This is a genomic window from Mesorhizobium sp. M1D.F.Ca.ET.231.01.1.1, assembly GCF_003999155.2.
In the GTDB taxonomy this organism is placed as follows: Bacteria; Pseudomonadota; Alphaproteobacteria; order Rhizobiales; family Rhizobiaceae; genus Mesorhizobium.
Window position 1 is genome coordinate 154,390 of sequence record NZ_RZOZ02000011.1, and the last position, 13,869, is coordinate 168,258.

Sequence of the window (13,869 nt, forward strand, 5' to 3'; positions counted from 1 at the left end):
TCTTCCCATTTTCCCGTGAAACCTCAATCCTTGCGGAAGACGATGCGTCCGAGCCAGCCGGTGAGCATGGCGAGCGACACGGCGAACACGCCGTAGAGGAAGGAATAGTCGTGCGCGACGCGGAAGATCGACTGCTCGAAACCGGACTTGCGGATTTCGAGCTGGGCAGAGCTTTCCTTGACGAACATGCCGCTCTTGAACAGGAAGGCGCGCGCCTTGTGGGTGCCGACCGGGATGTTGGGCGCGAGCCGGACGGTGGCGCGAAAAAGGTTCTGCGACAGGAACTGCACGCCGCCGACATTTTCGCTGTACAGGCCGGTCGCCGCCTTGCGCGAGCGAAGCGCCGAGGTGAATTCCTCTATCGTCGCCGGGCTGTCGCTGGGCTCGGCCGGCTGCATGTAGAGGTTTGAAGCGCCGAGCGACAGTTGCTTGTAGCTGTTCGGCTCGGTGATGTCCTGCAGCGGGCGGGTGGTCGCGACCGAATAGGACACCGGCACGTTCTCGAACGTTTCCGATTCCAGATTGACCCAGACGCCGAGCACCCTGTCCTTGCGGCGCACGACGACGGGGCGGGCGGGACCCTCGAGCACGACGATGACATCGTAGCGTCCCTGGCGCGCGATCAGCGGATCGGGATTTTCCAGCGAGCCGAAAATGGTGAGGTCGGCGCCGGAAAATCCGGCAGTGATCGAAATGGCGTCGGTGGACAGGCCGATCTGGATGCTTTCGGCTGCCGGCGTCTGTGCCGCCGCCGGCAGTGCCGCGGAAGCAAGCAACAGGAAGGAGGCGGCTGCGAACGCTCTCAATCCCGCCATCAGGTCAGGCCCGCGAGCGAATAGCGATTGGGCGGGGTGACAAAAAGGTCGATGGCGAGGCGGATGGCGACGGCGAGCACCAGCAGCGCAAGCAGGGCCCGCAACTGCTCGCCGCGCAGCCTCTGGCCGGCCTTGGCGCCGTATTGCGCGCCGGCGACGCCGCCCGCCATCAACAGGAAGGCGAGGATCACGTCGACGGTCTGGTTGGTCGTTGCATGCACCAGGGTGGTGTAGGCCGAGGTGAAGATGATCTGGAACAGCGAGGTGCCGATAACGACATTGGTCGGCACCTTGAGCAGGTAGATCAGCGCCGGCACCATGATGAAGCCGCCGCCGACGCCCATGATCGAGGACAGGAAGCCGATGGCAGCGCCCAGCCCAAGCACCGGGATGACGCTGACGAACAGTTTCGAGGCGCGGAAGCGCATCTTGAACGGCAGCCGGTGGATCCAGTTGTGCTGGCCGGATTTCTTCAGCACCGGTGCCGCGCCGCTGCGGCTGGCGCGCAGCGCGTTCACGCTCTCGACCAGCATCAGCCCGCCGACGGTGCCGAGCAGCGCGACGTAGAGCAGCGAGATGAAGAGGTCCAGCTGGCCGAGCCGGCGCAGCAGCGCGAAGACATAGATGCCGGCGCTCGAGCCGACGATGCCGCCGGCCAGAAGCACGCCGCCAAGCTTGAAGTCGAGCGTGCCGCGCTTGAAGTGCGACAGCGCGCCGGAGAAGGAGGAGGCGATGACCTGGTTGGCCCCGGTGGCCACCGCGATTGCCGGCGGGATGTTGTAGAAGATCAACAGCGGCGTGATCAGGAAGCCGCCGCCGACCCCGAACATGCCCGACAGGAAACCCACCGCCGCGCCCATCGCCAGCAGCACGAAGACGTTGACGGAAATTTCCGCGATCGGGAGATAGATGCCCACCCGTCTGTCTCGATCAGTTTGCCTATCGGCGAACGCCGCCGTCCCCAGCAGTTTCGCACTGAAAAAGCAGTTTCACACCGAAAAGCCAATTTTTTCTTGCGCCAGCGCGGCGGCGAGGGTCAACCCCCGCCGCCGCGCCGAAACAAAAATCATCTCAATCAGTTAACAGGCAAATCTGTGGCAAGCCGTCGCGGAAGCGACGCGCCTGCCGTTATTTGTGCGCCAGCAGCGCCTTGACGAGCGGCGCGTCGATCTCGCCGGTCGGCTTCATCTTGTTGTCGGTCTGGAAGGCCATGATGGCGGTCTTGGTCTTGTCGCCCATCACGCCATCGGCGCCGCCGGCGTCATAGCCGTTCTTGTTGAGGATCAGCTGGATGTTCTTCACCGCCTTCTTCATGTCGATGCTGGCGGTGGTCTGCGGCGTGCTGTCCTGCCAGGATTCCGGGACATCGGCAGAGTTGGCGGTCGCGTGGAGCGGCTTTGGCTTCCACAGTTCCGTGGCGGCGCGGGCGCGCTCGAGCTGCTCGGGCCTCAGCGCATTGGCGATCTCGTCGCGCTTGGCCGCGGCGTCCTTGTCGCCGGTCTTGGCGACAAGGGCGAACCATTTGTAGGAGTCCTCCAGGTTCTGCTTCATGCCGACGCCCTTGGCCGAAAGGATGCCGAGATTGAACTGGCTGTCCTTGACGCCGAGGTCGGCCGCCTCCTGGAACCAGTGCGCCGCCGATTCATTGTCGGTCACGCCGTCCGCCGCCATGGCGAACAGCACCGCCAGATTGTGCATGGCGCTGGCGTTGCCCTGTTCCGCCGCGAGTTGGTAGTAGGTCTTGGCCTTCTTGATGTCACGCGCGACGCCAATGCCCTTCTCGTAAAAATTGCCTATGCGGTATTCGGCCGGCGCGAAGCCCAGTTCGGCGGACTTCTCGTACCATTTGGCCGCCGCCGCCATGTCTTCCTTGACGCCGCGCGATTCCGCGTAGCGCGAGCCGATCTCGAACAGCGCCTTGGCATCGCCGCCGGCGGCTGCGTCGCGCAGCGCCACCGGGCCGATGTCGGTCGGGATATCGATCTTGGCGACCGAATTCGCGGGCTGGCCACCTGCCGGCGGGACGGTGCCCGTGGTGTCGGCGGACGTGGCAGCCGGCGTGCTGGCCGAAGAAGCGCCGGCGGCCGGAGTGCTGGCCGCTGGTGCGCTGGTCATGGGCTGCGCATCCGCATCCGTGTCCATCGCCGGTGCGTTCGCGGCCGCAGCGGCCGGTTCGGATGGTGTGAGCGAGGCTTGTGGCGCCGGCGCAGGCTGGGACGGCGCGGCGAGCGCCATCGGAGCAGGCGCCGGTTCGGCCGGCGCCGCGGCGACCGGCGCCTCGGGACCGGCGGGCTGAGCGGCGGCCTGTGGCGCCGGATCGTCCTTCAACGGTTCGGCCTGCCTGACGACCCGCTCCGGCGCGCTCTCGGGCTTCGCGATGTCCGCGTCGGCCTTGGGAGCGCCGGCGGTGTCGAGCGATGCCGTGTCGACCGTCGGCGTGGAGACGATTGGCGCCACGTCGTTGCTGGCGACCGGCGCCGGATCGGAGAAGAAGGCCTTGCCGAGCTGCAGGCCGGCCAGCGCCATCATGATCGCGGCGGCCGCCATCAGGATGGGCTTGCGCCGCGCCTTGAGCAGGTCGCCGATTCTGAGCGCCTTCACCGGACCGGTCATGGTCGACTGCCGCTTCAGCGCATCGGCTTCCGCCGCTGCGGCCTGGGCCGCGCGGCGGGCGGCCGCGATGAAATCGGATTTGGCGGCGTCCGTCTCGCTGCGCTTGGCCGGCTGGGCGCCGCGTTCGTCGCGCACCCGCTTCATGATGGCGTTGAGGTCCGGCGCGCCGGAGCCCGGCTCCAGCGGCCGGTTGGCCGCTCTGGGGTCGAGCGGTTCGTCGATATCGACGGTCGGAACGTCGCCGGCCGGCGCCGAGCCTGCGAGCGGCGGCGTGTCCTCGTTCTTCTTGCCCTTGAAGGCGCGCGCCAGCCCGCTGAACATCGACTTCTTGCGGCCGGTCTTCTCGGCCTTCTCGCCAATCGCGTCCGATCCGAGCGCGGCCATGGCGGCCGCCGCCGCGGCCTCGGCGGGCGTGCGGGAGGCAGGTTCGCCATGCGTGACAGCTTCGCCACGCGCGACAGGTTCGCCCCGTGCAGCCGGCTCGTTGCGCAGGATGGAAGCGGCCTGCGCGTCGAGATCGGCCATGGCTCCGGTCAGCGGCAGCGGTTGGTCGATATCCATCGACGGCGCATCCTGCACCGCGATCTTGCCGGCGCGGGCGGCTCGTCTGGCGCCCGGCTGCGGGTCGACCAGTTCGCTGACCGCTTCGCTGGGCTCGTCGGCCTCAAGGGAGCCAAGCCGGTCGACGATCTTGAGCAGCGTGTCGTGGATCGCCTCGAAGGTTCGCGAATTGCGCTCGTCGGAACGGCGGGTGAGCGCTTCGAGCGTCTTCAGGTCCTGCGCGAGGCCGCCGACTGCGGCCGCGTTGGAAGCGGCCGTGCCGGAGCTCGACTCGGCCAGCGACCGCACGGCGTTCTCCGCCGCTTCGCGCGCGACGCTGAGGATGGAATCGCGCGTGCCGACCAGCGACTTCTCGATCTCGTTGAGGCGCGGGCTGATGTCCTCGAAATCGGGCAGCGGCATGCTCGGCTTCGACAGGTGCGCCGAAAGGGCGGTCACCTGCGACTCCAGGCTGCGGATCAGCGCCGGATCGATGCCGGCAACCTGCGCCGCGGACGATTCCAGCCGGCTGGAAATATCCTCGAGCCGGCTTTCCAGGCCGCGGATCGCCATCTCGTTGGCGGGATCGGGCACGCGCGTCTCGATGCGCTTGGCGAGGGCGGTGAAGCGAGCGTCGATCGCCTCCATAATGCCGGCGCCGTCGTCCTGTCGCATGCGCTGGTCGAGCCTGTCGGCGACTTCGTCCAGCCGCCGCTCGAGGTCGCGGAACAGCATGTTGCCCTGCTCGATCGCATCGCCCTGGCGGCGCTCGAGCAGGCTGGACAGCGCGTCGAAGCGTTGCTCCAGGCCCTGGAAGATATGGTCGGCGTCGGGCATTGCCGGCGCGCGGTCTATTCTGTCGGTGATCAGGGCGATCTGATTGCCCAGACGCTCCATCGCCTGCTCCGGCAAGTTGGTGCGTCCCGCGAGTTCGTCCACCCGGGTGGACAGAAGGTTGAGGCGTTCGATGACCTCGGCGCCGGGGCGCGACTGCGCGACCTCCTCGATCTGCTGCGCCAGCGAGGCGATCCGATTCTCGATGCGGCCGAACGTTTCCGGATCGAAGGCATTGGCCTGGGCGGCCACGGTCGAGGCGACGATGGCGCGCGAGATCTCGTCCAGCCGCTCGTCGATCATGGCAAGCGTCTCGCCGCCGCGCATCGTCTGCTGGCTGGCGAAACGGTCGACCGCGCCGGCCAGGGTGCGCACTTTTTCCTCCAGCGAGGCGAGCGACAGCGACTGCGGCAGGTTGTTGACCGCGCTGCTGATCTGTTCGAGCCGGTCGGTGAGCATCGAAAGGCTGGGACCTTCGGCGCGCTGGCGCTGGTCGGCGTCGACGCGATCCTCGAAGGCGCTCCAGCGGCGGTCGAAATCGTCCCAGCGGCGATCGACGGCCCGCACGCTTTGGTCGACGGCCTGCACGCTTTCCTCGCGTGCCAGCGTGTCGAGCGCCGCCTTGACCTGTTCCAGCTCCAGCCGCAGCAGGTTGACGCTGCGGTCGTCGCTCTTCTCGGCAAGCGTGTGGATGGCGCCGGAAAGGCGTTCGAACTCGAGGCCGAGCTCGGCGCTGCTCTTGTCGGCGGGGGCGCCATGCCGGCTAGCCGCCTGCATGGCGCGATCGATATCGTGGCGCAGCGCGTCGAATTCGCGCTGCAGGCCGGCGGTCATCTGATGGCGCAACTCCTCGCGCAGTCCGCGCAATTCGACGGCGATCTTGCCCACCATCGCGACGCCGTCCTCCTGTCCGCGCACCCGGTCGATGTCGCGGGCGATGGCCTGGTAGTTGGGGCCGAGGTCGGAAGCGGCGGGCGCCGGATTTTGCGGCCCCCGGTTCTGCTCCCTCTGCGTGGTGTAGGGGTCTTCGTACCAGCGGGGCGATCCGTAAGGTTGCGCGGCGCCATAGCGTGGCTCGGCGGCCGGTCCCCGCGGATCGGGGCGCTCGGGCGTGTCGGCGCGGGTCCGCTCCAGCCGCTGCTCCAGCGTTTCGAGCGAGCGGTTCAGCTCCTCCAGCGAGGTGTGCGGTCGGCGTTGCCTGCCGGTGTTGAGTGTATCGAGATAGGACCGCTTGCTGTTCATCGATGCGCCCGTGTTCAGAATGCCCGGCCGTGGCCGGTTTCCCAAAGTCCTGCCGGGAACGAAGGCGTCCGCTCGGTTTTGCTGCGGAGGAAGACGGGCTTCCCGGGTTTTTCACCCACGCTTCGAAAAACCGTGAAAAATTCGCTACAGGATAAACACGGGTGACCGACATGCGCACATTTCGCCCAACGTGGTAAACAACGCGTTAACCAAGCTTAAGAAGTTGAAACTTTGTCGATGGACGGATGCTTGCGCCACAAGGCCGGCCGGTCACGATCTCACCCGTGCCGGGCCGCCGTCAGATTGCGCGTTTAGGATGGCTTAAGCGTCATTTTTTCCGGATGTGGACGATCCTGGCACCATGCCGTAATTTCGGCCTGGGTGTGATTCCACGGCGGCGGGGAACGGGCAAATGTCCGACATTGCCATGCCTTTGAGGCAGTCCAACCGGGCTTGGCTTCGCGGAGCCCGGTTCGATCTTTCGTTTATCCTGGGCATTCCCGCCGTCGCCTTCCTGACGGGCGCGGTCATTCTCTGGCAGCCGCAACTCTTCACGCCGATCCTGCTCTTCGACCTCTGGTTTCTTGGCTATCACCACGTCATCGCGACCTACACGCGCCTTTGCTTCGATCGAAAGAGCTTCTCGGAGCACTGGCCGCTGCTTGTTGTGCTGCTTCCGGCGGTCGCCGTCGGCACGCTGGCGATCGTCTATTTCGTCGGTCTCTGGACCGTCGTATCGGTCTATTTCTACTGGCAGTGGTTCCACTACACCAGGCAGAGCTGGGGAATTTCCCGGGCCTACCGGGGCAAGGAAAGAAACGCCCTCTATGAGGACGGCTGGCTCGACCAGGCTATTTTCTATGCCGTGCCGGTTCTCGGAATCCTGTTCAGGTCGTACCAGGATACGGGCCTGTTTATCGGAATGGAGTTGCGTGTCGTGCCGGTGCCGGCCGCCATGCTTGGTGTCGCTGCCATCGCGACAGCGATATTGCTGGCGATCTGGGTTTGGCGTCGCTTCCAGGCCGCGCGTCAAGGCCGCCTGGCGCTTGTCCATACGATGTACATGCTGACCCACTTCTTGATCTTTGCCGTCGCTTATCTGGTCATTCGGGACATCACCGTAGGCTGGCTGGTGATCAACATGTGGCACAACGCCCAGTACGTGCTCTTCGTCTGGATGTTCAATTCGCGCAGGTTCAAGGACGGCATCGACCCCGATGCACGTTTTCTTTCCTATATCAGCCAGCCGCAACGCCTCTGGCTCTATCTTGCGACATGCATCCTGATCACGGGCGTCATCTACTGGGCAATCCTGGGAACGCTAGAGGCATTTTTCTTCGCCGGGCTGCCCACGACAATCGTCCTCTACCAGATCGTGAACTTCCATCACTACGTCGTCGATTCTCGAATCTGGAAGGTGCGCAGGGAGCCGATCCGCAGGACGCTTGGATTGCAGGCGTAGCGCCCATGGCCGCCGTCGCTTTCGGCCGGAACAATCCCTGGCTCGACCTGGTTCGATCCGCCGCGATTTTGCTCGTCATGCTGCGCCATGGCGAGCGAGCGCTCCATCTCGCCGCCGGTGATGCCGATCTTGGCGCCTTGCAAACCATCTTCCTGAACGGCTGGGTCGGGGTCGACCTGTTCTTCGTGCTTTCGGGTTATCTGATCGCCCGCCACCTGCTGCGCGCCGGGGTGGGCTCCCCCGATTTCCGGATTGGACGCTATCTGGCAATGCGCGCGCTGCGCATCGTGCCCGCCTATTTCGCCGTGCTTGCGCTGGTCGTGGCCGGAGCCTTTCCCCTCTTCGGCGTGGCGCCCGAGCGGCTTGCCTTGCGCGTCGTCTACCACTTGGTCTTCCTGCAGGACTATCTGCCGTCCGACATCGACGTCGTCTTCTGGTCGTTGGGCGTCGAGGAGAAGTTCTATCTCCTGGCTCCGCTGCTGATCTTTCTCCTGCTGCGCTGCAGGGCCGGCTGGCTCCAGGCGGTCCTCTTGCTGCTGTGTTTTGCGTTCCCCGTCGCGTTTCGGACGGTGACCTATCTCAATCTTCACGAGACGCTGGACTATCTCCAGTTCTGGCCGATCTTCCGGAGCCCGTTTCATATGACCCTGGAGGGCCTGGTGAATGGCGTCGGCATCGCGCTGGCGCAGCAACGCGGTCTCATCGTCCCGTCTCGCCGAAGCGGAATCTGCCTGTTGGGTGGAGGCGCCGTTGTTTTCTGCGTCTGGTTCGCAAGCGGCGATTTCATGTCGTCGATTGACTTTTTCGATGCCAGCCTTGAGCCGGCGCTGATCGCCGTCCTTGCCGGCGTCTTGGTAGCCGGCGCGGTGCAGCTTGTCGGCACGCCTTTGCCGTTCACGCCGTTTTTCCACCTTCTATCTCGGCTGAGCTATAGCCTTTATCTGGTCCACTACCCGTTGCTCCCCTTGGTCCTGGCCCTTGCCCTCCCGCATGGATCGGTGTCTTTCTGGGCGGCTTACTTCTTCGCAAGCGCCGCCGCTGCTAGTGTCCTTCATCTGGCAATCGAGAAGCCGTTCCTGCGCTGGAAGGACCGGCTCGCCCGCAAGGATGGCCGGATGGTTCAGCCCGGCATTGCCGTCGCATAAGGCGGCGCTCGGCTCGCCAGCGCCACCGCTTTGATCTCCCCGAGAGCTCGGGTGCGTCATAAAGTTCCGCTCCGACAACGCCCTTGCGTCAAGTGCCGGCTGTCGCTATAGAATTGACGTAAACGTAAAAGGTGCGAAGCCGTGCCTCTTGCGATTGATTTGTCGAAACCACGATTGGAAGCACGCCCCCGCTTCCACTCAGGCGACGCTTGGTCCGAGACCGCGACGCCACCAGGGGAAAGCCAGTGACCATGAAACTCGTTTCGCCCGGCGAAGCCGCGGCCAATAGCAATGACATACCGGCCGAGGCCGGCGAGGAACTCGCCCGCATCGGCGAGATGGCCAAGAAATATGGCGTGACCTTGCGCACGTTGCGTTTCTATGAGGACAAGGGTCTCCTCAATCCCAAGCGCGACGGCTCGACTCGTCTCTACACGCGCCGCGACAAGGCCCGGCTGAAGCTGATCCTGCTCGGCCGCAAGGTCGGGTTCTCGCTGCGCGACGTCAAGCAGATGATGGATCTCTATGATCCGACCGGCTCCAACACCAAGCAGTTGCGGCTGGCGCTCGACAAGTCGGAGAAGCAGCTTGCCCGCCTGCAGAAGCAGCGGGCGCTGATCGAGGACGCTATCAACGAGCTGAGCAATTCGATGACGGTCGTCCGCCGGATGCTGACCGAGCGGGCCGCTCTGCAGGCAAGCGCTGCCGGCTGATCGTTCCCGCCCCTCGAAAACAAGCAAAAAAGCCGCGTGGCCATGGCCGCGCGGCTTTTTTTTGTCGTCTTCCATCCCGAGCAACCAAAAATTTTCTGGCTGCGACGAAGTTGACGTTTACGCAAACGTCAATATTTGCTATCGGGACATCGACATTGGCTCGGCCCGCTATCCGAACCTGGATTCGGGAACTTGCTGGCTGGCCAGGACCGCAAGGGTGGAGGAAGGCATGACGATCTACAGGGCGCCCGTCCAGGACACGCTGTTCGTGCTCAACGACGTGCTCGGCTATCAGCGCTATTCCAATCTTCCAGGCTTCTCGGACGCCACGCCCGACGTCCTGGAGGCGATCCTCGCCGAAGGCGCCAAGCTTGCCGAAAACGTCATGCATCCGCTGAACCGTGTCGGCGACATGGAAGGCTGTTTGCGTCATGACGACGGATCGGTGACCACGCCCAAGGGCTTCAAGGATGCCTTCGACCAGTATCGCGAAGGCGGCTGGATGGGGCTGGCCGCGCCCGCCGAGTTCGGCGGCCAGGGCCTGCCCTACACCGTCCACACCGCAGTCTCCGAATACATGGTCTCCGCCAACATGGCGCTGATGATGTATCCCGGCCTGACGCAAGGCGCGATCGCGGCGATCGTCACCCACGGCAGCGACGAGCAGAAGGCCACCTGGCTGCCCGGGCTGATCGAAGGCACTTGGACCGGCACCATGAACCTCACCGAGCCGCATTGCGGCACCGACCTCGGCCTGCTGCGCACCAAGGCGGTGCCGAACGGCGACGGCTCCTACAGGATTTCCGGCCAGAAGATATTCATCTCCGCCGGCGAGCACGACATGGCGGACAACATTGTCCATCTGGTGCTGGCCCGCGTCGAGGGCGCGCCGGAGGGCGTCAAGGGCATCTCGCTGTTCATCGTGCCGAAGTTCAAGCTCGACGCCTCGGGCAATCCCGGCCAGCGCAACTCGCTCTCCTGCGGCTCGATCGAGGAGAAGATGGGCATCCACGGCAACTCGACCTGCGTCATGAACTATGACGAGGCCGAGGGCACGCTGCTCGGCGAGTTGAACGGCGGCCTGAAAGCCATGTTCACTATGATGAACGAGGCCCGCCTTGGGGTCGGCCTGCAGGGACTGTCGGTGTCGGAGATCGCCTATCAGAACGCCGTCTCCTACGCCAAGGATCGCCTCCAGGGCCGGTCGCTGTCGGGCATCAAGGCGCCGGACAAGAAGGCCGACCCGATCATCGTTCATCCCGACATCCGCCGCTCGCTGATGACCATGCGGGCGTTCAACGAGGGCGGCCGCGCGCTGGCGCTGTGGACGGCGATCAAGTCCGACGTCGCGCACCGCGCCGGCGACGACAAGGATCGCCAGGCGGCCGACGACTACACCGGCCTGATGACGCCGGTGGTCAAGGGCGTGCTCACCGACAAGGGCTTCGACCACGCTGTGATGGCGCAGCAGGTGTTCGGCGGGCACGGCTACATCGAAGAGCATGGCATGAGCCAGTTCGTGCGCGATGCCCGCATCGCCATGATCTACGAGGGCGCCAACGGCATCCAGGCGCTCGACCTCGTCGGCCGCAAGCTGGCGCAGAACGGCGGCCGCGCCGTGCAGGCCTTCTTCAAGGAAGTCGGCGAGTTCTGCGAGGAGAACCGGGCCGATGAGAAGATGGCGCCCTTCACCAAGGCGCTGAAGAAGGGCCTCAACGATTTGCAGGCCGCCACCATGTGGCTGCTGCAGAACGGCATGGCCAAGCCCGACAATGCCGGTGCTGCCTCGACCGACTACATGCATCTTTTCGGCCTGGTGGCGCTTGGCTATATGTGGGGCCAGATGGCCAAGGCCGCCCAAACGAAGCTCGCCGAAGGCGCCAATGGCGCCGCCTCGTTCTACGACAACAAGCTGGTGACGGCGCGCTTCTTCATGGAGCGGATCATGCCGGAGACGGCGACACGGCTTGCCCGCATTTCCAGTGGCGCGGACACGCTAATGGCGCTGCCGGCGGAAGCGTTCTAGGTTTGGCGGGCCGGCGAAGCCGGCCCACAATTGTTGGAACGCGGAGGAAATCGTGGCGACAAATCCAGCCGAAATTCTTGGCTTGCCGAAGCCCGCCTGGGCGGCGGACGAGGTCGGCATGCTCTACGACATGGCGCAGCGCTTCATGTCGGAGGAGATCGCGCCGCGTTACGACGAGTTCGAGAAGAACGAGATGTTCGACCGCGAGAGCTGGCTGAAGGCGGGCGCCGCCGGCCTGCTCTGCGCCTCGATGCCGGAAAAATATGGCGGCTCGGGCGGCACCTTCGCGCATGAGAGCGCCATCATCGAGGCGATCGGCCATGTCGGCGTCGACGGTTTCGGCATCGGCCTGCACAATTCGATCGTCGCCCCTTATATCCTGCATTACGGCTCCGAAGAGCAGAAACAGAAGTGGCTGCCGAAGCTGGCGACCGGCGAGCTGATCGGAGCCATCGCCATGACCGAGCCTGGCGCGGGCTCCGACCTGCAGGGCGTCAAGACCCGCGCCGAGAAGGACGGCAACCACTACAAGATCAGCGGCTCCAAGACCTTCATCACCAACGGCCAGCTCGCCAACCTGATCATCGTCGTCACCAAGACCGATCCGGAAAAGGGCGCCAAGGGCACCTCGCTGATCGTTGTCGAGACCGACGAGGTCGAAGGGTTTCAGCGCGGCCGCAACCTCGACAAGATCGGGCTGAAGGCCAACGACACGTCCGAGCTGTTCTTCAACGACGTGCGCGTGCCGACCTCGAACCTGCTGGGCCATGAGGAAGGCAAGGGCTTCGTCCAGCTTATGCAGCAGTTGCCGCAGGAGCGGCTGCAGATCGGCACCGGCGCGATCGCCATGGTCGAGCGGGCGCTGGCGCTCACCATCGACTACGTCAAGGAGCGCAAGGCCTTCGGCAAGGCGATCATCGATTTTCAGAACACCCAGTTCAAGCTGGCGGAGCTGAAGACCGAAGCAACGATCGGCCGCGTCTTCTATAACGATTGCGTCGCCCGCCACATCGATGGCGGCCTCGATCCGGTGACGGCCTCGATGGCCAAGTACTGGCTGTCCGATCTGCAGGGCAAAGTCGTCGACGAATGCCTTCAACTGCATGGCGGCTATGGCTACATGAATGAGTATCCGATCGCCCGCATGTACCGCGACGCCCGCGTCCAGCGCATCTACGGCGGCACCAACGAGATCATGAAATTGCTGATCGGGCGCTCTCTCTGAGCGCCGCGACCGGCAAACCCAAGGAGCAGAAAAATGGCCGAAGCTTACGTCTACGACGCCGTGCGCACGCCGCGCGGCAGGGGCAAGAAGGATGGCTCGCTGCATGAGGTGCCGGCGGTGCGGCTCGCGGCAAGGACGCTTGAGGCGCTGCGCGACCGCAACGGGTTCGACACCGGCAACGTCGACGACATCATCTTCGGCTGCGTCGATCCGGTCGGCGAGGCGGGCTCGGTCATTCCGCGCGCCGCCGCCTTCGAGGCCGGCTACGACACTAAGGCGCCCGGCATGCAGATCTCGCGCTTCTGCGCCTCGGGCCTCGACGCCATCAATTTCGGCGCCGCCAAGATCGCGCAAGGGGCGGACGAGATCGTCATTGCCGGCGGCGTCGAATCCATGTCGCGCGTCGGCATGGGCATGTCCGGCGGCGCCTGGTTCATGGATCCGTCCGTCGGCCTTCCCGGCTGGTTCGTGCCGCAGGGCATCTCGGCCGACCTGATCGCCACCAAATACGGCTTCAGCCGCGACGACGTCGACGCCTATGCTGTGGAAAGCCAGAAGCGCGCGGCAAAATCCTGGGCCGAGGGGCGCTTCAAGAATTCGGTGATCCCGATCAAGGACCAGAACGGCCTCACCATCCTCGACCATGACGAGCACATGCGGCCTTCGACCGACATGCAGTCGCTGGCCTCGCTCAATCCGTCCTTCGTCATGCCTGGCGAAATGGGCGGCTTCGACGCCGTCGCCGTGCAAAAGCATCCGGAAGTCGAGGAGGTCAATCACGTCCACCATGCCGGCAACTCCTCCGGCATCGTCGACGGCGCCGCCGCCGTGCTGCTCGGCTCGAAGAAGGCCGGGAAAACCATCGGCATCAAACCCCGCGCGCGCATCCGCGCCTTCGCCAATATCGGCTCCGAGCCGGTGCTGATGCTGACCGGCCCGGTCGACGTCACCGAGAAGCTGTTGAAGCGCGCCAAGATGAAGCTGTCGGATATCGACCTGTTCGAGCTCAACGAGGCCTTCGCGTCCGTCGTGCTGCGCTACATGCAGGCGTTCGACATCCCGCACGACAAGATCAACGTCAACGGCGGCGCCATCGCCATGGGACACCCGCTCGGCGCGACCGGCGCGATGATCCTCGGCACGGTGCTCGACGAGTTGGAGCGCCGCGACCTCAACACCGCGCTGGTCACGCTCTGCATCGGCGCCGGCATGGGCACCGCCACCATCATCGAACGCGTCTGAAGGGGAGAGAAA

The 13,869-nt window shown here is 64.9% G+C and carries 9 protein-coding genes; 6 read left to right on the forward strand and 3 right to left on the reverse strand.

Annotation, left to right across the window (positions count from 1 at the left end; genetic code table 11):
- Positions 1-23: 23 nt before the first annotated feature.
- The 3 genes from EN874_RS25450 to EN874_RS25460 form a co-directional block, all read right to left on the reverse strand.
- The gene (locus EN874_RS25450) at positions 24-815 is read right to left on the reverse strand and encodes a TIGR02186 family protein (protein ID WP_126085973.1); all 792 of its coding nucleotides are present in this window, start codon (positions 813-815) and stop codon (positions 24-26) included.
- Positions 815-1,732: a sulfite exporter TauE/SafE family protein gene (locus tag EN874_RS25455; protein ID WP_126085972.1), complete on the reverse strand. Its 918-nt coding sequence runs from the start codon at positions 1,730-1,732 to the stop codon at positions 815-817. The genes EN874_RS25450 and EN874_RS25455 overlap by 1 nt, the downstream gene beginning before the upstream one ends.
- A 211-nt stretch (positions 1,733-1,943) precedes the next feature.
- Positions 1,944-6,044, reverse strand: a complete 4,101-nt coding sequence (locus EN874_RS25460) for a peptidoglycan-binding protein (protein WP_127427687.1) — start codon at positions 6,042-6,044, stop codon at positions 1,944-1,946.
- A gap of 412 nt (positions 6,045-6,456) precedes the next feature.
- On the opposite strand from EN874_RS25460, the gene EN874_RS34490 reads away from it, so the two are divergent.
- The 6 genes from EN874_RS34490 to EN874_RS25485 all read left to right on the forward strand — a co-directional run bounded on the left by EN874_RS34490 (position 6,457) and on the right by EN874_RS25485 (position 13,857).
- Positions 6,457-7,506, forward strand: a complete 1,050-nt coding sequence (locus EN874_RS34490) for a hypothetical protein (protein ID WP_245513666.1) — start codon at positions 6,457-6,459, stop codon at positions 7,504-7,506.
- A 5-nt stretch (positions 7,507-7,511) separates the two neighbouring features.
- Positions 7,512-8,651, forward strand: a complete 1,140-nt coding sequence (locus tag EN874_RS25465) for an acyltransferase (protein ID WP_281061454.1) — start codon at positions 7,512-7,514, stop codon at positions 8,649-8,651.
- Between the two features lie 251 nt (positions 8,652-8,902).
- The gene (locus tag EN874_RS25470) at positions 8,903-9,364 is read left to right on the forward strand and encodes a MerR family DNA-binding transcriptional regulator (RefSeq protein ID WP_127427735.1); all 462 of its coding nucleotides are present in this window, start codon (positions 8,903-8,905) and stop codon (positions 9,362-9,364) included.
- Positions 9,365-9,593: 229 nt separating this feature from the next.
- The gene (locus EN874_RS25475; protein WP_127427689.1) at positions 9,594-11,390 is read left to right on the forward strand and encodes an acyl-CoA dehydrogenase; all 1,797 of its coding nucleotides are present in this window, start codon (positions 9,594-9,596) and stop codon (positions 11,388-11,390) included.
- Between the two features lie 52 nt (positions 11,391-11,442).
- Complete coding sequence (locus EN874_RS25480) at positions 11,443-12,615, forward strand: acyl-CoA dehydrogenase family protein (protein ID WP_127427690.1); 1,173 nt, start codon at positions 11,443-11,445, stop codon at positions 12,613-12,615.
- Positions 12,616-12,648: 33 nt separating this feature from the next.
- A complete protein-coding gene (locus EN874_RS25485) occupies positions 12,649-13,857 on the forward strand; it encodes an acetyl-CoA C-acetyltransferase (RefSeq protein WP_127427691.1) in 1,209 nt (402 codons plus the stop codon).
- The last annotated feature ends 12 nt before the right edge of the window (positions 13,858-13,869 follow it).